We start from the raw sequence: 21,328 nt of genomic DNA, 5'->3' as shown, positions 1-21,328 counted from the left end.
CATCCCGGCGATGCGCCGCCCGAGCCGGGTTATGTGCCGTCGCAGGCGTTGGCCGATTTCGTGCGCTGCCGCGATCTCACGTGCCGCTGGCCGGGTTGCGATTGCCCGGCGGTGGCCTGCGACATCGACCACACCATCCCCTACAGCGCTGGCGGGCCCACCCACGCCTCGAATCTCAAATGTTATTGCCGCACACACCATTTGGTGAAAACCTTCTGGGGCTGGCAGGAGAAGCAATTGCCCGACGCCACGCTGATCCTGACCTCCCCGGCCGGGCGCACCTACGTCACCACCCCGGGCAGCGCCCTGCTGTTCCCCAGCCTGTGCCGCGCCACCGGCGCGATCGCGACCGCCGAAGCCGACCCACCCGCGGAGTATTGCGGCGAGCGCACCGCGATGATGCCCACCCGGCGACGCACCCGCGCCCAGGACCGCACCCACCGGGTGGCCACCGAACGCCGCAACAACCGCACCGCTCGCCTGGCACGCCGAGCAAGCGACACCGCGCAGCACCAGCCGCGCGACGCTATTGGCGACGACGACCCGCCGCCCTTCTGATTTGTGGGATCGGTAGCGAACCGGTCGGTGTCTGCTGCTCGCGTAGTCGAGGAAAGGCGCGAGGCAATGAGGCATATTCACAAGGTCAGGAAGGTCATTACCGGGGCGCTGCTGTCCGGCGGCGTGGCGGTGGCCGGTCTGGGGCTGGCCGGTCTGGGCCTGGCCGCGGGCACGGCCCAGGCGGAGCGCGGTATCGCGCCGCAAGTCATCGGCCCGCTGCCGCTGGACAACTTCACCGTCCCGCACGATTGGTGCCCGGGGCAGCCGTTGCCGATGCCCGATGTCCGATGGGATATGGGCGTCTGCCACCACTGGTACTGGGTCCCCGTCGGCGGGATGGGCAACGTTGGCCAGTTCGTCTGGGAGGGCGACGCGCCCCGCCGGCCGCTGGGTCCGCCGCCTTGCTACGGAGCACCCATCTGCCTGCCCGGCCTGTAGCCGACACCGTCCCGGACGCGTGAGCAGCCCGCGATCGGGTAGCCCGCGGCTATGGACATCACCGTGACGTTCGTGGGCAACGCGACCACCTTGATCGCGGCGGGCGGGCTGACGCTGCTGACCGATCCGAACTTCCTGCACCAGGGGCAACACGCCTACCTCGGTCACGGGCTGGTATCCAAGCGACTCAGGGAACCGGCGTTGCGCATCGACGAACTACCGCCGGTCGACGCGGTCGTGCTCTCCCACATGCACGGCGACCACTGGGACCGCGTGTCGCAGAAGGGCCTCGACCACGACCTCCCCGTCATCACCACCCCGCACGCCGCCAAACGGCTGCATCACCGTGGCTTCGCGAACGCGAGTGGGCTCTCCACGTGGGAACAGCACAAGATCACCAAGGGCGGCACCACGGTCACCATGACGTCGCTGCCGGGCCGGCACGGCCCGGGGTGGACCCAGCGGCTGCTGCCGTCGGTGATGGGCACCATGCTGGACTTCGCCGCCGACGACGGACCACTGCGGCGCCGGGTCTACATCTCCGGCGACACCCTGCTCGTCGAGGACCTGAAAGAGATCCCGGCGCGGTTCGATTCCATCGACGTCGGCCTGCTGCACCTCGGCGGGACCCGGCTTCCGGCCGGCCCGCGGCTTCCGTTCGGGCTGACCGTGACCATGGACGGCCGCCAGGGCGCGGGATTGGTGGCGATGCTCGCCCTGCCGAAGGCCATTCCGGTGCACTTCGACGACTACGGCGTCTTCGCTTCGCCGCTGGCCGACTTCACGCGGGAGATGCAGCGCCGCGACATGGCCGACCGAATCATCGAGGTGCCGCGCGGCGGGTCGGTCACCGTCTAGGGCACCCGTTAGCGGCGCCGAACCCCGTTAAAGACTTTGGCTACCCTAAGGTCGCCGGTATATCGTTCTCACCGTCCGGAACTCGACGGAAAGGATGCTTGCGGCACCTTGGGGGGTGAATGCGTATTGTTTCCGGGCTCTTTGCAACTTGGTAATCGAAAGTTTCCGGCTGCGTATCCGGCGTAGACAAGGTGAGATGTGATGGACTTATTCGCGCCACCCGAGGTCACCTCGACGCTGATCCATTCCGGTCCCGGGGCGGGTTCGCTGATCGAGGCCGCTGGCGCGTGGCAGAACCTGGGCGTCGAGTTGGAAAACTCGGTCGCGGTGTATGCGTCCGCGTTGTCGTCGTTGATCGATTCGTGGGACGGCCCATCCTCGATGGCGATGCTGCAGGCCGTACAGCCGTATCTGATCTGGCTGCGCACCACCGCGCAGCAGGCCCAGCAAATGGCCACCTCGGCGGAGTCCGCCGCGGTCGCGTTCACCGCCGTCCGCTCGGCGGTGGTCCACCCCTCCGTCGTCGCCGCCAACCGGACGCGGTTGGCGCAGTTGCTGGCCACCAACGGGTTCGGGCAGAACACCGCGGCTATCGCCGCGACGCAGGACGAATACCAGACCATGTGGGCGAACAATTCCGCGGCGATGGCGCGCTACCAGGCGGCGTCGTCACAAGCGACGACGTCGCTGTCGCAATTCAATTCGCCGCTCGCCATCTCGAATCCGACGGGCACGGTCAACCAAAACGCCGCGGTGTCCAATGCTTCCTTGCTCAGCTCGGCCTCCAGCACGGGCAACATCATCGACTCGCTCGGCGTCACCCCGTTCGACCCCAACGCCGGTTGGTTCAGCTACTGGAGCACCTGGGGCAACCAGTTCATCTCGTCCGGGTTCCCGATCAACCTGCTCAGCTACCTGGCGCAGAACACCTCGGCGCAGGCGCTGCAGGGCGTGGGCAGCGATATCGGTTTGGGGCTTTCCGAGGGCGAGGGCGCGCTGGCGTCGTCGGTGACCAGGCTGGCCAGCGCGTTGCAGGCCGCGCCCGGGGGAGCGGCCGCGGGGGCGATGGGGGTCGGGGTTTCGCTGGGCAAGCTGACCGCGCCGCCCGCGGTGGTGGGGCTACTGCCGGCGACGCAGACGCCGGTGCAACTCGCGTCGTCGGTGTCGCCATTGCCGGCCGACGCCGGGCTCACCGGCATGCCGCTGATGCCCATGATGGCGCCGGCCACCAACTCGGCGGGCAGCGGCTGGCGCAAGCGCAAGCAACAGAAGTTCGAGGACCTTGAATACGGGGCGGAACTTCCGAAGAAGGTGATTCACCGACCGCCCAGCGGGGGATGAGGGCCGATGACGCCTCACCACTCCGGAAGACGAACCTCGCCGCCGGATAGGTTAATCGCGGCCCAAAACCATTGTTGCGCAAGCAAAGTGGTGCCGCGCGCTCTATTGCGTTGGACGAGACATGATTGATTTCGGGCTGCTGCCGCCCGAGGTCACTTCGGCGCTGATCCACTCCGGACCCGGCGCCTGGTCGATGATCGAAGCGGCCGGTGCATGGCAGGAGCTCAGCGCCGAACTGGAGGCGGCCGCAAGCAGCTATACCGCGGAGCTGGCGTCGCTGGCGGGTACCTGGCAGGGTCCGTCGTCGGTGGCGATGGTCCAGGCGTTCGAGCCCTACCTGGCCTGGTTGCGGACCACCGCGGCGCAATGCCAGGAAATCGCAGCGTCGGTCGAAACCGTCACGGCCGCATTCGAATTGACGCACTGGACGGTGGTGCATCCGTCCGTCGTCGCGGCCAACCGGGCACGGTTGGCGATGTTGCTGGCCACCAACTTCTTCGGCATCAACGCTCCGGCCATCGCCGAGACGGAAGCCGAGTACAACGCCATGTGGGTCAACAACTCGGCGGCGATGTATCGCTACGGCGCGACCTCGCTGAACGCCGTCAAGCTCGCTCCGCTCTCGTCGCCGCCGAACGTCGCCAACCCCTCGGGCGTCTCCACCCAGGCCTCGCTGGTGCCCGCCGCCAACACGCTGGCTTCGACGAATACCGGGTCGATCATCGACGCGCTCGGCGTCACCCCCTTCGACCCCAATAAGGGTTGGTTCGGGTACACCAGCATCTGGGGCTGGCAGTTCATCGCCGGCGGGTTCCCCGTCAACCTGCTCAGTTACCTGGCGCAGCTCAATGCGGCGCAGGCGCTTTCAGGTGTCAGCGCCGACATCGGACAGGGCCTGGCGGAGGGTGGGGCAGCCCTGGCGTCGGCGGATGCAAGCCTGGTGAACGCCCTTGGTTCCGGGGCGCTGGCGCCTCGGGGCGCGCTGGGCGTTTCCGTGTTGGTCGGCAAGTTGAGCATGCCGCCCGCGACGGTGGGGATGCTGCCCGGCGCCCAGCCGCCGGTGCAGCTCGCCTCGGCGGTGTCCGCGCTGGCGCCGGGGGAAGCGCCGCCCCCCGCGCTTCCGGTGGCGCCGATGCGACCGCCGCTGGGCGGCAAGGGCGGCCGTGGGGGCGACGGGCGAGACTACGAGGACATCGAAATCGGCGCGGAGCTTCCCGGCACCGTCATGAAGCGACCGCCGTCAGCGGGATAGCTTGTGCGCCAAGGTGTTCCGGCCATCCGCCTGCCGGGGGCCGGGTTCGTCCTCGGCCAGGGTGAAATAGCTTTCCTCCTCCTGCAGGAAATGCAGGCGCAGCAGGGCGTGCAACCCGTATAGGCAGGCGAGCAGGTCGTCGAGCTGGTCGGGACCGATGGCCCCGCTGCTCTGGGCCAAGGCCACGTGGGCGCCGATCCGGTCGGCGAGTCGCTGGATCTCCGCGTGGGTGCGGCTCATGGGGGCGGTCGCCTCGCTGGTGCCCAGCGGATGGGCCAGCGCGGGATAGAGCTGCGTCTCCTCGGCTTGCTCGTGCGGGATGATCCGCTCGGTGAGCACGGCGTGGGCGCGGCTGATCGCCTCCAGCGCCGACCCGTCTGGCGCGGCGGCCAACTGGTCGGCGGCGTCGCGCAACAGATCCACGGCGTCGCGCAGCTCGTCGTGTTCGGCGTCGAAGCGCCGCAACAGCTGCTCGGTCGACGCGGGGAGGTCGACCTCGATGTCCGGGTTGCCGCGCAGGGCCCGCAGCGCGTTGAGGATCACGGCGACGTCGATGCCCTCCTGCACCAGCGCTCCGACGGCCGGCGGGAGCCACCCGACGGCGGCGACGGCCATCGCGACCAGCGACAGGACCATGCCGACGACCGCGCTCTGCACGGCGATGCGCCGCGACCAGCGGGCGATGTCCATCGCGTCGGCGAGCCGCTCCAGCCGATCGGTGGTCAACACGATGCCGGCGGCCTCCGAGGAGGCGGTGGCACCGCGCGCGCCCATTGCCACGCCGACCGTGGCCGCGGCCAACGCGGGCGCGTCGTTGACCCCGTCGCCGACCATCACGGTGACCGCGCGGTCCTTTTCGGCGCGCACGGCGGCCACCTTGTCGGCCGGGGTTTGTTCCGCGTACACCTCGTCCAAACCCAGCACGGCGGCGACCTCGCGGGCGGGTTCGGTTCGGTCTCCGGTCAGCATGACCAATCGGTTCAGCCCGGCTTCGCGTAGCCGGCGCAGTGTTCGTGGTGCATGACGACGCAGTGGGTCGCGCAGCAACACCGCGCCCGTCGGCCGCCCGTCGACGCAGACCCAGGCGATCGCGGCGCCGTCCAGTAGCGCGCGATTGACCACCGCGCGGGCCCATGCCGCGTTCGCGGTGTCGTGCGAGAGTTTGCCGACGTGGACCCGCCGGCCGTCCAGGGTGGCGGTGACGCCGCGGCCCGGCTCCTCGACCACCTCGGAGGGCAACGACAGTGGCAGACCGCGAGCGCGCGCCGCCGTGACGATCGCCTCGGCCAGCACGTGCGGGGACATCTGATCCACCGAGGCGGCCACCCGCAGGATCTCGAGCGCATCGCGCCCGGGCGCGGCCGCGACGTCGATGACGGCGGGACGCCCCATGGTCAGGGTGCCGGTCTTGTCCATCACCAAAGTCGTTGCGTGGCCGAGGTTTTCCAGAGCGCCGCCGTTGCGGATCACCACCCCGCGCCGCGACGCCCGCGACAGCCCCGACACGATGGCGACCGGTGCCGCGAGCAACAGCGGGCACGGCGTCGCCACCACCAGCACCGCCACCGCCCGCACCGGTGACCCGCTGGCGAGCCAGGCCGCACCGGACACCAACAGCGTCAGTGGCAGGAACCACGCCGCGTACCGGTCGGCCAGCCGTACCACCGGCGCGTTCTCCGCCCCGGCCTCCCCGGCCAGGCGGACGATCTGGGCATACGTGCTGTCGGCGGCGGTGGCGGTGGCGTTCATCTCAAAGGCGCTGCCCGCGTTGACAACCCCGCTGCGCACCGGTTCGCCCACGCCGCGCTCGACCTGCAGCGGTTCGCCGGTCAGCACCGATTCGTCGAGCACCGCGACCGCACCGCAGATGCGCCCGTCGACGGGCACCACCTCGCCGGGGCCGACCACCAGCAGATCGCCGACCGCCACGTCCTGCAGCGCGATGACGTCGACCACCGACCCGACGCGGCGGCGGGCGAACCGCGGCGCGCGTTCCAGCAGCGCCCGCAAGTCGTGGGATGCGCGACGCTCGGCCGCCGCGTCCAACGCCCGCCCGCCGGCCAGCATCACCGCGATCAACGCCCCGGCCAGGTACTCGCCGACCAGCAGCGTGCCGACCAGCGACAGCACCGCGATGAGATCAACCCCGAGCCGGCCCCGGCGCAACGCGGCCAGCACCCACGCCACCGCGGGGACCACCGCCAGCACCGTGCCCGCGATCCAGCAGCCGTCGGCGACCCGCGGCGCCCCCGCCAGCCAGGCGATGCCCCCGGCCGCCAACGCAACCAAGGTCACCGCGGCAAGCACCGGCTCGACCCAGCGCGCGCGGCGCATCCACCCGTCGCGTGCAGCGTCCATGCGTGCCAGCTTGGTCGCGCAGTCCGACGCGGGCTAGGGCCGGATGGACGCGGATTGAGGACTCAGGTCACTAGAAGGCCGGCCGCCGTCTGGCGAGCATTAGAGGCGTGACTGAAATATCTACGCCGGGGTCCATCCCGATCTCCACCATCACCGGTGACCCCGTGGCCCGCGTCCCCGCCGACGCCACGATCGCCGACGCCGCCAGGGCCATGGTGACCTGCGACGTGGGAGCCATCGTGATCGGCGACGAGGAACGGCCGGTCGCGCTGGTGAGCGAGCGCGACATCGTGCGGGCGGTGGCCGCCGGCCGGAACCTCGCCACCGCCGCGGCCTCCGACGTGGCCAGCACGAAACTGGTGTGGTGTGACGCCGAAGCCTCGGTCGACCAGGTCGCCGCCCGGATGATGGACCGCTACATCCGCCACGTGCTCGTGGAGCGCGACGGCGCGCTGGCCGGCATCGTCTCGGCCCGCGACCTGCTGGGCGTCTACACGGATTTCGATTCTTGAAATCCCGGGTGGTGGCCGCGCTGGTCGGCGGCGGCCTGGCCGGGCTGACGGGGTGGGACCTGCTGCAGCACCGCCACACCATCCTGCGCAACTATCCGATCATCGGGCACCTGCGTTTCCTGCTGGAAGCGGTCGGCCCGGAAATGCGCCAGTACATCGTCACCGACAACGACGCGGAGCGGCCGTTCAGCCGCGACCAGCGTCGCTGGGTGTACACGTCGTCGAAGCTGGCCAACCGGTACTTCGGCTTCGGCACCGACAACGACCTGGAGCGGGTGCACAACTATCCGATCATCAAGCACGCGGCGTTCCCCGTCGCGGCGCCGGCGGGCGAACCCGAGCATCCCGACCCGACGGTGCCGTTGCCGGCGGCCAAGGTGCTCGGCGGCGCGCGGGGCCGCGCCAAGGCCTTCCGCCCGTCGTCCGTGGTCAACATCTCGGGGATGAGCTTCGGCGCGCTCGGCGGCGCGGCCATCACCGCCCTGAACAAGGGCGCGGGCCTCGCCGGCGCCCTGCACACCACCGGCGAGGGCGGGGTGTCGCCCTATCACCTCAATGGCGGCGACCTGGTCTGGCAGATCGGCACCGGCTACTTCGGTTGCCGCGACGACGACGGCCGCTTCAGCCTGCCGCGGCTGATCGACCGGGTGGCGGCCACGCCCTCCATCCGCGCCATCGAGATCAAGCTCAGCCAGGGCGCCAAGCCCGGCCTGGGCGGCGTGCTGCCGGGAGCCAAGGTCACCCCGGAGATCGCCGCCATCCGCGGCGTTCCGGTCGGGGTGGACTGCAGGAGCCCCGCCGGCCATTCCGCGTTCCGTAACGTCGACGGGCTGTTGGAGCTGGTGGAGACCATCGCCGCCGAGACGGGCCTGCCGGTCGGCATCAAGTCGGCGGTCGGGGAGGAACGGTTCTGGTGTGACCTGGCCGCGCGCATGGCCCGCACCGGGACGGGCGTCGACTTCGTGACCGTCGACGGCGGAGAGGGCGGCACCGGCGCCGCCCCGCTGGTCTTCAGCGACCACGTCGCCCTGCCGTTCAAGTGGGCGCAGCCCCGGGTCTACCGGGCCTTCGCCGAGCACGGGCTGCACCACGACGTGGTGTTCATCGGGTCGGGCAAGCTGGGCATCCCGGAGAACGCGCTGCTGGCGCTGGGCACCGGCTGCGACTTGATCAACGTCGGCCGAACCGCCATGTTCTCGATCGGCTGCATCCAGGCCCAGCGCTGCCACACCGGCCGGTGCCCCTCGGGCGTCGCCACCCAGTCACCGTGGCTGCAGCACGGCCTCGACCCGTTGCTGAAGTCGGTGCGCTGCGCCAACTATCTCGCCACCCTGCGCTTCGAATTGCTGCAGCTTGCCCGCACCTGCGGCTACGTCCATCCGGCGCTGGTGCCGCTGGACGCCATCGAGCTGCTCGACGTCGACATGAAGACGGTGCAGGTCAACGAACTGTTGGGCTACCAGCCCGGCTGGGGATTGCCGAGCCCGGCGGACGTCGAAGCGATCACGGCCGTGCTGTCCGGCGGCGCAGGATGAACTTGCGGATCTCGCTCACCCACAAGACCGTGCTGGCCATGGCCACGCACACCAGCCACTGGCTCACCGACAGCGGCGTGGTGGTGAAGGCCGTGTTGAGGACCGGCAGCTGAACAACCGCCACCTGCAGCAGCGCCGATAACCCGATCGCCGCCCACAACCACCCGTTGGCGAAAAACCGGCGGAACGCGGTCCGGGTTTCCGAACGGGCGTTGATGGTGTTGATCAGCTGGGCGATCACCAACACCGTGAAGCCCGCGGTGCGCGCGGTGTCCAGGGACGACGGCAGGGGTCCGCCGGGCGCGTACAGGTGAATCGTGACGAGGGTGGCGGCCGCGACGGCCGCGCCGATCACGATGATGTTGTTCCACATCCGGGCGTCGATGACCCGATCCGACGCCGCGCGTGGCGGCCGGCTCATCACGTCTTCGGTATGCGGGTCCACACCCAGCGCCAGGGCCGGTGCGCCGTCGGTCAGCAGGTTGATCCAGAGAATCTGCGTGGCCAACAGCGGGAGTGCGACGGTATGCCCCTGCGTCAGTCCGATCGCGCCGGCCAGCACCACGCCGAAGAAGACGGTGAAGATTTCCCCCATGTTGGATGACAGCAGGTAGCGCAGCGTCTTCTTGATGTTCGAGAAGATGCCCCGGCCCTCCCGAATGGCCTGGACGATGGTCGCGAAGTTGTCGTCGGCGAGGATCATGTTCGCCGCTTCCCTCGCGACCTCGGTGCCGCTGCGGCCCATGGCGATGCCGATGTCGGCCGATTTCAGCGCGGGCGCGTCGTTGATCCCCTCCCCGGTCACCGCGACGATCTCATGCTCGGCTTGCAACGCGTCGATGATGCGCTGCTTGTCCGCCGGACTGACCTGGGTGAACTGCGAGTGCAGGCGCACCGTGTCCCGCAGCTCCTGGTCGTTCAGGGCGGCGAGTTGAGCGCCGGACACCGCCGACTCGCCGCCTTCGATACCCAGCTGGCGGGCGATGCGCGCCGCGGCCTGGGGATGGTCGCCGGTGATCATCACGACCCTGACCCCGGCGCGGCGGGCTTCGGCGATCGCCGCCGCCGCCTCCGGTCGCGGCGGATCGGTGATCCCCACCATGCCCAGGTACACCAGGTCCCCGTTCGACCGGTGGGCCACCGCCACGGCGTGCAGGGCGTCGAGCCTGAGCCGCTCGGCATCGCTGCGGATTGTGGCTCGTGCCGAGTCGTCGAGCGGAGCCAGCCGGTCGCCGGCCCGCAGGTGCGTGCAACGGCCGAGCACCTCGTCGGGGTCGCCGGTCGTCGCGCCGGCCGGGGTCGGGCGCGGCCCGTCGCCGAGCTTCCCGCGGGCCACCAGGAAGGCCCCCTCGACGGGATCACCCCGGACCGTCCACCGACCGTCGTCCGCGTCGAGGGTGGCGTTGGCGGCCGCGGCGCCCCCGTCGAGCACCAGCGCCGCCTGGCGCCACAGGTTGTCGCCCTCGTCCAGCGCCGCCCCGCCACGTTCGAGGCGGCCCTCGGGCCGATAGCCGGCGCCGGTGACCCTCACTTCGCCAACGGGGGTGACGACCCGCACGATCGTCAGTTCCCCGGCTGTGAGCGTGCCGGTCTTGCCCGAGCACACCACCGACGCCGACCCCAGGGTCTCGGCGGACGACAGCTCCTTGACGACGGCGTTCTGGCCGGCCATCCGCCGCATTCCCAGCGCGAGGACGACCGACATGATGGCGGGCAGGCCTTCCGGTACGGCCGCCACGGCCAGCGATACACCCAGCAGCGCTGCCGTCACCACGTCGTGGGCGCTGTGAATGCCGAAAACCAGGAGGATGGTCGCGACCACGACGACGGCGATCACCAGCACCGCGATCCCCAGCAGCCGGCTGGCCCGGGCGACCTCACGCTGCAACGGGGTGGGCTCATGGTCGGCGATGCGCACCAGGCCGGCGATCTGTCCGGTCTGGGTCGCCATCCCCGTGGCGGTCACCACCGCTCGCCCGGCACCGGTGCTGACCGCGGTGCCCTTGAACACCATGTCCGCTCTGTCCCCGAGCGCCGACGGCCCGGCCAGCGTCCGGGCATCCTTGAGCACCGGTTCGCTCAGGCCCGTCAGCGCGGCCTCCGACACCTCCAGCCCCGTGGCCGAGAGCAGCCGGGCGTCGGCCGCCACGGCGTCACCCTCGGCGAGCAGCAGCACGTCGCCGGGCACCACCTCGCTCGCGGGAACGGTGCTGCGCGCGCCGTCGCGGAGGACGGTCGCCGAGGTCGCCGCCATCCGCGCCAACGCGAGGACCGCGCGCTCCGCGCGCGTCTCCTGCGCGTAGCCGAGGATCGCGTTCAGGACGACGATCACGGCGATCACCACGGCGTCGACGGGCCAGCCGTCGCCCCCCTCGACGACCCAGACCGCGAGGGAGGCGACCAGCGCGGCGAGCAACAGGTAGATCAGGGGGCTGCGAAACTGCGCCAGCAGCCTTCGGTAGGCCGGGGGCGGCGGAACGCTCGCGATGTCGTTCGCGCCAACGGCGGCGAGCCGGCGGGCGGCTTCCGCGGTGGTCAGCCCGAATTCGGCGTCGGTGCTCAGCTTTTCGACGACGGCGGTGGCGTCGAGGAGCGCGGGGTCAGGGTCGATCAGCGCGGCGTCCACCGAACGCGCTCAACCGCTCAGGGGTGGCTCGCCGGCAGCACCGACGGGGCTTCTCTGCGGGACTCCATCATGCGGTTGCGAACGATGTGTTCGACGAGGATCGGCACGAAGGTCTGGACGGGCGCGTCGACGAACTGCTCGGCGGCCTCTTCGGACCAGCGCCTGATCTGCGCGGTCCGTTGCTCGTCGCCAAGCCCCTCGTGGCGGGCCAGCTTCTCGGCGACGTCGGCCACGGATCGCGCCACGGTCGACCGGCTGCGCGACGGCACGCCGTCGTCGGCGGGCACCCGCGCCTGCTCCAGCGCTTCACGGGCCACCTCGTCGCCGGCATCCGGGCGGATGACGTGCAGTGTGAGGTGGTGGCCGTTCTCCCCGATCAGGATGATGCTGGACGGCTCGTCGCTGGTGAAGGCCAGCAGTTCGACCGTGTGGCCGCCGATCTGCTCCAGCGCGGGGGTCTCCTTCCAGCCGTTGCGGCGGTAGCCCACCATCACGACCGGGCCCAGGCGCTCGGACACCGCGGTCAGCAGCTCCGGCAGCTCGTCGACCAGGTTCGTCGTTCGCGGCCACCAGGCACCGTCGATGTGCTCCGATACGGACCGATAGGGCTTGAGCTGTAAGCGATTTTGCATGTGCACGCCTCAATCGTGGTCGGCGCGGTCGGCACCCGGCAGGGTCTCCGGCACCGCAGTGGTGGGACTTTGTGCCCTTTCGGGTTCGGTCGCGGGCTCGCCGCCGAGCCACCGCCGCTGCACGCCCTGCGACGCGCGCAGCAGCAGATCGGGTGCGGCCGCGGACAGGGAACTGGCCGCCGCCGCCGCGAGCAGGCCCTGACCCCAGGCCAACGGGTCCAGCGGTGTGCAGCCGAACAGCTGGCTGAGCCCCGGCGTGCTGACCACCACCGCGAGCGCGCCCAGCGAGCCGACCGACGTCAACACCACCAGCGGGGCGCGCGAATCGACGAGCGTCTGGGTGAGTTGCGCACCGACCAACGCGACCAGCGCGACCGTCGCCGCGCGGCGCGGCGGGCCGGTCACGCTGGCCATCGCCCAGCCGGCCGTGGCGCCGATGGTGGTCGCGGCCCCGCGGATTCCGATCGCCCGCCACATCGCCGCCTCGTCGCGGTCGACGTCGGCGGTCCCCGTCTGGGGGCTGACGGCCAGGGCGGCGGCGGGCAGCGCATCGGTCAGCATGTTGACCAACAGCATCTGGCGGGCGTTGAGCACCGAACGCCCGGTCAGGACGGTGGTGATCAGGGCGAAGCACACCTCGCCGAGGTTGCCGCCCAACAGCATCGACACCGCCGACTGCACGCGCCGCCACAGCTGCTCGCCCTCGTCGAGCGCGTCGAGCAGGGCCTCGATCCGTTCGTCGAGCAGCACCACGTCGGCCGCGGTGCGGGCCGCGTCGCTGCCCCGCGCGGCCACGCCGATGCCCACGCTGGCCGCCCGGATCGCGGCGGCGTCGTTGACACCGTCGCCGACCATCGCCGTCACCACCCCGGCCCGCTCGAGGGTCTGCACCACGTCGATCTTGTTTTCCGGCGTCATGCGCGCGAAGACCACCCGCGACGCCGCCGCGGCGGCCCGCTCGTCGGCGGACAGCGCCTCCCAGTCGCCGCCGGTGATGACCTGGTCGGCGGTGACGTCGATGCCCAGCTCCTGTGCGATCACGGCCGCGGTCGCCGGATGATCACCGGTGATCAACCGGATGCCGATGCCACGCTCGCCGAGTTCCTTCAGCAACGCGGGGGCGGCGGCCCGCGGGGTGTCGGCGAGGCCCAGCAGGCCGATCGGGGTGAGCCCGGTGCCGCACAGGGCCTCGAGGCGGTCGGGATCCTTCGCCGCGGCGGCGGCTTCGCTTTCGCTGAGCTGCCGCTCGGCCACCGCCAGCACCCGTAGTCCGCGGGCCGCCATCTCGTCGACCTGTTGGGTCAAGGGGTGGTCGTCGTGCAGCAGCGCCGTCGCGAGCACCTCGGGTGAGCCCTTGATGGTCAGCCGGGTGCCGACGAGCGCGGCGGCGAACGGGCGGCCGGACTGGAACGGCAGGAACGCGTCCCGGGTCAGTCGTTGCGGCGCGGAGCCGTCGCCGCGCAGGGCGGGATCGTCGGCTCCGCGGTGGATCGCGTCGTCGGTGGCGTGATCGACGCGGTGCGTGTGCCGGGCATAGCTGGTGCTCAGCGCAGCATCGAGCACCGCGCCCGGGCTGTAGCCCGCCATCGGGTGCACCGCCTTGACCTTCAGCCGGTTCTCGCTCAGCGTCCCGGTCTTGTCGAAGCACACCACGTTCAGCCGCGCCAGCGCCTCCACCGAGTGCGGGTTGCGGATCAGCACCGATTCGCCGGTGAGCCGGCGCGCGGCGGCCAGCTGGGCCAGCGTCGCCACCAGCGGCAGGCCTTCGGGGATGGCGGCGACGATCAGCGTGACCGCGCTGGACACCGCCTCGCGCAACCCGGTGCCCCGCGCCACGCTCAGCAGCCCCACCAGGGTCCCGCCGGCCACACTGAACGGCAGGGCCCGACGGGTGATGTGCCGCAGCTGGCGCTGCAGCCCGATCTCCTGCATCTTCCGCGGGGCCATCGCCAGCGCCCGGCGCATCTCCGACCGCGACCCCACCGCGGTCACCACGGCCACCGCCGTCCCCGCGACCACCGTGGTGCCCGCGTAGAGCATGCAGGTCCGTTCGGCCAGCGGGGCGCCCGGCGTGGGATCGGTCTGTTTGGCCACCGGCAGCGATTCGCCGGTCAGCGTCGACTCGTCGACCTCCACGTTCGAGGCGTGCAGCAGCCGGGCGTCCGCGGGCACCACCTCGTCGGCATGCACCTCGATGATGTCGCCCAGCCGCAGCCGCTTGGTCGGAATCTTCTCGCGGCGGTGCGCATCCAGCGGGCCCACGCGCCGCCTCGCCGGCGGATCCTGCACGGCGAGTAGGCGATTCAGGGTGTTCTCGGCGTGTAGCTGCTGCTCGGCCGACAAGGCGGCGTTGACCAACAGCACGCTGCCCACCAGCACCGCGTCCAGCGGTGAGCCGAGCAGCGCGCTGGCCGCCGCGCCGGTGGCCAGCAGCGGGGTGATGGGGTCCGCCAGGTCGCCGCGCATCTCGTCGGCGAAATCGCGGACGAGTGCCCACGAAGCCACGCTCGCGTCGTGCAGCGCGCGGACCGGTGGCACCTGCTGCCACCAGGCGGCCGTCTCCTCGCGCTCCTCCTCGGTGGGGCGGGGCAGCAGCCGCTGCACGTCGGCAACCGGCAGCGCGTGCCAGTCGTGGCTGGTTTCGGGCTCCGGTAGCGGATCACGCAGCGTCTTCACGGCCGCCCGGTACCCGAACCACAGGCTGGCGGCCATGCCGACGTTGACCGATGCCGAACTGCGCCCGGGCACACCGGGAATCAGCATCAGCGCGCCGAGCGCCGAAGCCGACGCCGACAACCGGACGGCGTTGTCGGTGGCGGCGCGCGCGGCGGGCAGCGCGTGCAACAACCGCCACGCGCCGGTGAGGTCTTTCGCGATCACGTCGGCGGCCCAGGGCGGGGAGTGTCCGGGCCGCAGCAGGCCGATCGTCACGTCGGACCGGTGCGCGGCCCCCATGTCCGAGGTGGTCAACAGCGCAACGGTGTTTCCGGCGGCCTTCAGCTCCGCGACGGCCGCCGCCACCGCGTGGTCGATCGACCCGTCCGCCGGATACAGCTGGTCGAATCCCTGTGCCAGGGAACGCAATCCGTCGTCGTCGAGGGAATAGACGCGCGGCTGCGACCGCCGCGCCTCGGTCAGCACCGCGGCGGCGAACGGATCGCGGACGGGGCTGATGAGCGCCTCGCCGACGCTGCCTGCCCCGGGTATGTCGGCCAGCGGGTGCCATCCAGGCTTGAGGCCGTCCCGCTCGAGCGCGGCCCGAACCGCCTCCCAGGCGTGGGCGCGGGCCGAATTGTCCACTCCGAGTACGCGACTGACCGTCAATTCGTCGGTGTACAGCGCGCGCGGGTCGACCATGATCGCGTCGATCCGGTCGAGTGTCCGCAACACGCGCGGGCGCAGCACCAGCGTGTCGTGAAGGGTGGAGAGACCCCGGTTCATCGTGCAACCGAACGCTTCCCGCACGGTGCGCAACGGCTTGGGGACGGCGGCCAGCGCGGCGGCGCCGGCCGCATCCGGGTTGCGGGTGAGCAGGCCGACCGCCGCGGCGGCGCCGAGGCCCGCCAGGCCGATGCGGTTGGCGTAGCGTTCCGCGGGCCCGTCGGGCGGGGCCGGGTTGGCGGTCGGCGCCGCGCTCGCGTCGTCGGGCACCGGGCCGGCCAACCCCGGCTCGTGCCGAGACCACGCCAGCCTGCCGTTCCACGCCTCGGCCGCCAGCATGGTGCGGGTGGCGGCCTCGGCGGCCGCCGCCGTCGGCGACAGCGTCAAGGCGGCGGTGGTGGCGTTGACGATGCCGAACAACACATCGGTGCCATCGGGCCCGAGGCGTCGCTCCAATTCCCTGCGCAGCCGCGGCAGGTGGTCGGCGACCGTCGGCGGCACGGCCACCAAGTCGGGCAGTCGGGGCAGCCGCAGCAGACTGCCGGTCAGTGAAAGGCCAAGGCCCACAGAGGCGGCCGTGGCCGCGACCATCCGGCCCATCAGTAGCGCGTCGTCGCCCGGCAGGCTGGCCGGCAGGTGCCTGCCGGCGCGCCGTCCTTCGGCGCCGGCGACGGTGCGGCTCAGCGCCGAGGCCGAGGGTCCGCCGTCGGTGACCGTGACCACCACCCGCGCGAGGGTGCGGTTGAGATAGGCCTGCCGCACGCCGGGTGTCGCGCGGACGGCCGCCAACACATCGGCCGCGATCGCCGCGGCATGTTCGCTCTCGAGCCCACGCACCTCGATCCAGTGCCGCGCGCCGTTGCTGCTGGTGCGCCGCGCGGGCGGGCCGCCCGCCGCCTCCAGCACCGCACTCGCGGCCGCGCGGGTCAGCGCCGGAACGTCCGGCGTGGCGCGCACCAGGGACCTGCCCATGCTCATCGCGACGTTGCCGCCCAACAGCGCGGTGCCGGCCGCGATCTCGGTACCCACCGCGGCGACACGCAACGGCGCCAACAGCATGCCCAGGCCGGGCAGCCCGCGTCGTGTGCTCACCGTGCTCTCCCGGCTCAGCTGGATCGTCCGAGTGTTCTCGGCATGGTAGTAGGGGCAGATTAACCCGCGGTGGCGCGCGGGGGAGGAGTCGTTGAGGCCCTTTTCGGGTGGCTTTCGTCCCTTGTGAAATCGCCTCGCGTTGCGTCACCGTTGCGCTATGCGAACTGCCTATCACCACCAGCTATCCGAGTTGACCGTCCAGCTCAGCGAGATGTGTGGCCTGGCCAACGAGGCCATGCGGCGGGCGACCCAGGCCCTGTTGGAGGCCGACCTCGACGCCGCCGAACAGGTCATCCGGGAGCACGACCGCTTGGTGGTGATGCGCGCGCGAGCGGAGCGGGAAGCCTTCGCGCTGCTGGCGCTGCAACAACCGGTGGCCGGGGAGTTACGCGCAGTCTTCAGCGCCGTACAGCTCAGCGCCGACCTCGAGCGCATGGGCGCGCTGGCCGTGCACGTCGCCAAGATCGCCCGGCGGGAACACCCGAATCGGGTACTTCCTGACAAGGTCCGCGCGTGTTTCGCCGACATGGCCAAGGTGGCAATCGCCTTGGGCGACAGCGCAAAACAGGTGCTGATCTCCCGCGACCCGGAGCAGGCCGCGCGGCTTCGCGAACAAGACGACGCGATGGACGAGCTCTACCGGCAGTTGTTCAGCCTGTTGCTGGACAAGGACTGGACCGACAATATTCCGGTCGCCGTGGACGCGGCGCTGCTGGGCCGCTTCTACGAGCGCTTCGCCGATCACGCCGTGGAAATCGGGCGCCGGGTCGTCTTCATGGTCAGCGGCGACCTGCCCGCGGAAGACGAAATCTCGACCTACTGAGAGGCGCTGGGCGGGCTCGGCTGAGAGGATGGCCTCGTGCAAGTCGCGCCCAACATCCAAGGACGCCTGTGGCGCCACGGCAAGCCGCAGGACGAGTTCACCTTCGATGACATCTCCGAGTACCTCCGCGAGCCCGACGCCCTGGTCTGGGTGGATTTGTGCGAGCCGGACCACGACGCGTTCTGCGCGCTGGCAGACGAACTCGGCCTCAACAGGTGGGCCGTCGAAGACGCCGTGGCGGCGGCCGAGCGGGTCAAGGCCACCGCATACGAAACCCACACCTTCTTCACCGTCTATGCCGTGCACGTCACGGACGAAGCCACCGACGAGCCGCGGCGGATGCTGTCCATGCAGCGGATCTCGGCCTTCGTGCTTCCCCGCGGTTTGATCACCGTGCGCCTGACGCCCGACTTCGACATCGCCGCGGTCACCCGGCGCTGGGACGAGATCGGTGCCCAGCAGTACGGGGTGGGCGCCCTGGTGCACGGGTTGCTCGACGTCGTGGTGGACAGTCACTTCGCGGCGGTGGAAGCCCTGGACGACTGCATCGAAGACATCGAAGACGAGCTGTTCGACGGCAAGCCGCGGCAGGCGAGCTTTCAGCGCAGGACGTTTCAGATGAGACGCGACCTGGTCGCCCTGCGGCGGGTGGCGCTCCCGATGCGGGAGGTCGTCAATTCGATTCAGCACCACCGCCACGAGGTCGGCACCGCCCCCGAATTGGACCCGCTGTATGCAGACCTGTACGACCACGTGCTCCGCGTGTCGGAATGGACGGAGTCGTTGCGCGACATGGTCACAACGATTTTCGAAACCAATCTGTCGCTGCAAGACGCCCGGCTCAACACCATCATGAAGAAGCTCACCGGATGGGCGGCCATCATCGCCGTTCCCACCGCCATCACGGGCTTTTACGGCCAGAACGTGCCCTACCCGGGCTTCGGCCACCTCGCCGGCTTCCTGGCCAGCACCACCCTGATCTTCGTCCTGATGGTGGTCATCTACGTGATGTTCAAACGGCGCGACTGGTTATGACCGCTGACCTGCTGACCGAGTCCGCGGCCCCGAACGCGACGCTGGTCGCCGCCGCGCCCGTCGACGAGGTGCTGCGCCGGCTGGACAGCTCGGCGACCGGGTTGTCCGGCACGGAGGCCGCCGCCCGGCTGGCGCGTTACGGCCCGAACGCGGTGCGGACCCACCGCGTCAATGTCCTTGCGGTACTGGGCCGTCAACTGCGCAACGCCGTGCTCATCCTGCTGGCCGGCACCGCGGTGGTCTCGTACTTCCTGGGCGACAGCATGCAGGCCGTCATCATCGGCATCATCCTGGCGGCCAGCATCGGCCTGGGCTTCATCAACGAATACCGCGCCGAGCGGGCCGCGGCCGACCTGCATGCCAGCGTCCACCACAACGCCGTGGTGCGCCGCGACGGGAAGTTCGTCGCGATCGCCGTCACCGCGCTCGTCCCGGGCGACGTGATCCGGCTGTCGCTGGGGGAGGCCGTGCCGGCCGATGTCCGGCTGATCGACGTCAACGGTCTGGAATGCAACGAAAGCATCCTGACCGGGGAATCGACCGGATCGGAGAAGTCACCGGAACCGGTGCCTGCCGGAACCGACGTGGCTGACGCGACCGACCTGGCCTTCATGGGCACAATCGTCAGTGCGGGCGAGGGCACCGGTGTCGTGTACGCCACCGGGAAAAACGCCGAATTCGGGCGAATCGCAGCGGGTTTGGACGAACGCCAGCCCGAAACCGCTTTCCAGGTCGGGTTGCGCCGGTTTTCCTACCTGCTGCTCCAGGTCGCCGTCGCGCTGATGGTGATCATCTTGATCAGCAACCTACTGCTGGCCAAGCCCATCATCGACTCCGTGCTGTTCTCGCTCGCGATCGCGGTCGGGATCACGCCGCAGCTGCTGCCCGCCGTCGTCAGCACCGGCCTGGCGACCGGATCACGGCAACTGGCCAAAGCGAAGGTACTCGTGAAGCGGCTGGTGTGCATCGAAGACCTCGGCGACATCGACATCCTGATCACCGACAAGACCGGGACCCTGACCGAGGGCCGGATCCGTCTGGTGGACTCGGTCGATCCCGCCGGAGCGCACAGCGACCCGGTCCGCCGGCTGGGACTGCTGGCCACCGATGTGGACCCGGAAACCGGTGGCGCCAGCGCCAATTCGCTCGACGCCGCGCTTTGGGAGTCGCCGCAGGCGCACCAATTGGTGCCCGGGACCGCGCGACGGGTTGCGATGCTGCCGTTCGACCATGAACGCCGGGCGACGTCGGCGCTGGTCGACGACGACGGAGGCCGGGTGCTGGTGGTCAAGGGGGCGCCCGAGCAGGTGCTGGCCCAGTGCCGCGCGGTCCCGTCCGCGGCCGAAGAAACCCTCGCGGGCTTGTTCGGCGCCGGGCGTCGGGTGGTGGCCGTGGCCACCAAACCGGCGCCGTCGCTGACAACGCTCACCCGGGCGGACGAGTGCGACCTGTCGCTCGTGGGCTTCCTGGTCTTCGCCGACGAGCCCAAATCCGCTGCGCGGCAATCACTGTCCGAACTGGCCGAGCTGGGCATCGAGCTGAAGATCGCCACCGGGGACAACCCCCGGGTCGCCGAAAAGGTCTGCGCCGAACTGGGTTTGGCGTCGAAGGGCACCGTCACCGGCGCACAGCTCGACGGTTTGGATGACCACGCGTTCACCCGCACCGCGCGGAAGAACACGATCTTCGCGCGCATCTCCCCCGAGCAGAAGGAGCGGCTGATCACCGCGCTGCGGCGCGAGGGCCGATCGGTCGGCTTCCTGGGCGACGGCGTCAACGACGCGCTCGCCCTGCACGCCGCCGACGTGGGGATCTCCGTCGACAGCGCCACCGACGTGGCCAAGGACGCGGCCGACGTGGTGCTGCTGGAGAAGGACCTCAGTGTCCTGGCCACCGGTGTGGCCGAGGGGCGCCGCATCTTCGCCAACACCATCAAGTACGTGCTGATGGGCACGTCGAGCAATTTCGGGAACATGTTCAGCGCCGCGGCCGCGTCGGCGCTGTTGCCGTTCCTGCCGATGCTGCCCAGCCAGATCCTGCTCAACAACCTGCTTTACGACACCTCGCAGCTGGCGATCCCGACCGACCGGGTCGACGCGGCGCAGCTGCACGCGCCGTCGCATTGGAACGTCGCGTTCATCCGCCGCTTCATGCTGATCTTCGGCCCGATCAGTTCGCTGTTCGACTTCCTGACGTTCGGATTGATGCTGGGCGTGCTGCACGCCGGTGCTATCGAGTTCCGGACCGGCTGGTTCGTGGAATCGCTTGCGACGCAGACGCTGATCATCTTCGTCATTCGCACGCGCATGGTGCCGTTCTTTCGCAGCCGGCCCAGCGCGCTGCTGGCCGTCACCAGCCTCACCGTGGTGGCGGTCGGCGCCGGGCTGACGATTTCGCCGCTGGCGCGCACCCTGGGCTTCACGCCGCTGCCGTGGCAGTTCTTCGCCGCGCTGGGCACCTTCGTGGTCTGTTACCTGGTGCTGGTGGAGCTGGGCAAGCTGCTGTTCTACAGCGAGCCGATGCACGCCGTCGCGCAGCCGCACCGCACGCGCGGAAGTGCGTATCGCATCCGCCGACGGGCCGCGCGCTACCACTACATCGAGCGGCGGACGCGAAAGTGAGTGTCAGTGCTCGACGGCGACGGCCGGCAGATCCGAAAGGCCTTGCTGGATTCCCCGATCGACCTTGTCCGTCAGGGTCGTGCTGCCCGCCGGAGCCGTCTCCTGGCAACTGCAGCTCAGCGTGCTGAAGGGGCTTGGGTCGGCGTTTGCCGATGCTGCCGTCCAACCTGCAGCGCCGAGGGTGAGTGCAACGCCGACCAAAAGTTTAGGAATCATTTGGCCTTCGAATTCTCGAGATAGGTTCAGGCTCAATTTTACCGGCGCGC

General features: G+C 70.4%; 14 protein-coding genes. 10 read left to right on the top strand and 4 right to left on the bottom strand.

Translation table 11 applies throughout. From position 1 onward, the window contains the following. The 5 genes from A5709_RS28365 to A5709_RS06680 all read left to right on the top strand — a co-directional run. The coding region (locus A5709_RS28365) for an HNH endonuclease signature motif containing protein (RefSeq protein WP_197520092.1) at positions 1-558 on the top strand (558 nt) is incomplete at its 5' end. 66 nt (positions 559-624) lie between these two features. Next, entirely contained in the window at positions 625-996 is a 372-nt protein-coding gene (locus tag A5709_RS06695; RefSeq protein ID WP_068007896.1) for a hypothetical protein, read from the top strand. A 51-nt stretch (positions 997-1,047) separates the two neighbouring features. After that, a complete protein-coding gene (locus A5709_RS06690; protein WP_068118960.1) occupies positions 1,048-1,854 on the top strand; it encodes an MBL fold metallo-hydrolase in 807 nt (268 codons plus the stop codon). Positions 1,855-2,055: 201 nt separating this feature from the next. Next, positions 2,056-3,195 (top strand): PPE family protein, encoded by a 1,140-nt coding sequence (locus tag A5709_RS06685; RefSeq protein WP_067943055.1) that lies wholly within the window; start codon positions 2,056-2,058, stop codon positions 3,193-3,195. A gap of 124 nt (positions 3,196-3,319) precedes the next feature. Further along, positions 3,320-4,447: a PPE family protein gene (locus tag A5709_RS06680; protein ID WP_068118972.1), complete on the top strand. Its 1,128-nt coding sequence runs from the start codon at positions 3,320-3,322 to the stop codon at positions 4,445-4,447. Here A5709_RS06680 and A5709_RS06675 read toward each other — a convergent pair. Further along, positions 4,436-6,781 carry a heavy metal translocating P-type ATPase gene (locus tag A5709_RS06675; protein ID WP_369827268.1) on the bottom strand — a complete coding sequence of 782 codons (2,346 nt, stop codon included), beginning with the start codon at positions 6,779-6,781 and terminating at the stop codon, positions 4,436-4,438. The two genes, A5709_RS06680 and A5709_RS06675, sit on opposite strands and share 12 nt — an antisense overlap. Positions 6,782-6,912: 131 nt before the next feature. On the opposite strand from A5709_RS06675, the gene A5709_RS06670 reads away from it, so the two are divergent. Further along, positions 6,913-7,317: a CBS domain-containing protein gene (locus A5709_RS06670; protein WP_067943051.1), complete on the top strand. Its 405-nt coding sequence runs from the start codon at positions 6,913-6,915 to the stop codon at positions 7,315-7,317. Further along, positions 7,314-8,852 carry an FMN-binding glutamate synthase family protein gene (locus tag A5709_RS06665; RefSeq protein WP_068118954.1) on the top strand — a complete coding sequence of 513 codons (1,539 nt, stop codon included), beginning with the start codon at positions 7,314-7,316 and terminating at the stop codon, positions 8,850-8,852. The genes A5709_RS06670 and A5709_RS06665 overlap by 4 nt, the downstream gene beginning before the upstream one ends. Here A5709_RS06665 and A5709_RS06660 read toward each other — a convergent pair. From A5709_RS06660 to A5709_RS06650, 3 genes are read right to left on the bottom strand one after another with little or no spacing between them, the layout of a single operon-like run. Further along, a complete protein-coding gene (locus tag A5709_RS06660; protein WP_068118952.1) occupies positions 8,821-11,478 on the bottom strand; it encodes a cation-translocating P-type ATPase in 2,658 nt (885 codons plus the stop codon). The genes A5709_RS06665 and A5709_RS06660 overlap by 32 nt on opposite strands. Before the next feature lie 17 nt (positions 11,479-11,495). Then, positions 11,496-12,110 (bottom strand): DUF5994 family protein, encoded by a 615-nt coding sequence (locus A5709_RS06655; RefSeq protein ID WP_068118949.1) that lies wholly within the window; start codon positions 12,108-12,110, stop codon positions 11,496-11,498. A 9-nt stretch (positions 12,111-12,119) separates the two neighbouring features. After that, positions 12,120-16,550, bottom strand: a complete 4,431-nt coding sequence (locus A5709_RS06650; protein WP_082973803.1) for a cation-translocating P-type ATPase — start codon at positions 16,548-16,550, stop codon at positions 12,120-12,122. 190 nt (positions 16,551-16,740) lie between these two features. Between A5709_RS06650 and phoU the strand changes: the two genes are divergently transcribed. Genes phoU through mgtA form a run of 3 tightly spaced genes read left to right on the top strand, consistent with a single transcriptional unit; the run spans position 16,741 to position 21,062 of the window. Then, the gene (gene phoU / locus A5709_RS06645; protein ID WP_068118947.1) at positions 16,741-17,406 is read left to right on the top strand and encodes a phosphate signaling complex protein PhoU; all 666 of its coding nucleotides are present in this window, start codon (positions 16,741-16,743) and stop codon (positions 17,404-17,406) included. A gap of 36 nt (positions 17,407-17,442) precedes the next feature. Continuing rightward, on the top strand, positions 17,443-18,441 hold the full coding sequence (locus A5709_RS06640; protein ID WP_067943040.1) for a magnesium transporter CorA family protein: 999 nt from the start codon (positions 17,443-17,445) through the stop codon (positions 18,439-18,441). Then, positions 18,438-21,062, top strand: a complete 2,625-nt coding sequence (gene mgtA, locus A5709_RS06635; protein WP_068118946.1) for a magnesium-translocating P-type ATPase — start codon at positions 18,438-18,440, stop codon at positions 21,060-21,062. The genes A5709_RS06640 and mgtA overlap by 4 nt, the downstream gene beginning before the upstream one ends. The last annotated feature ends 266 nt before the right edge of the window (positions 21,063-21,328 follow it).

Origin of the sequence: Mycobacterium sp. E1386 (assembly GCF_001672745.1) — a bacterium.
GTDB lineage: Bacteria > Actinomycetota > Actinomycetes > Mycobacteriales > Mycobacteriaceae > Mycobacterium.
Note: the sequence above shows the minus strand (reverse complement) of the source record. Positions and strands in the feature narration are given on the sequence as shown.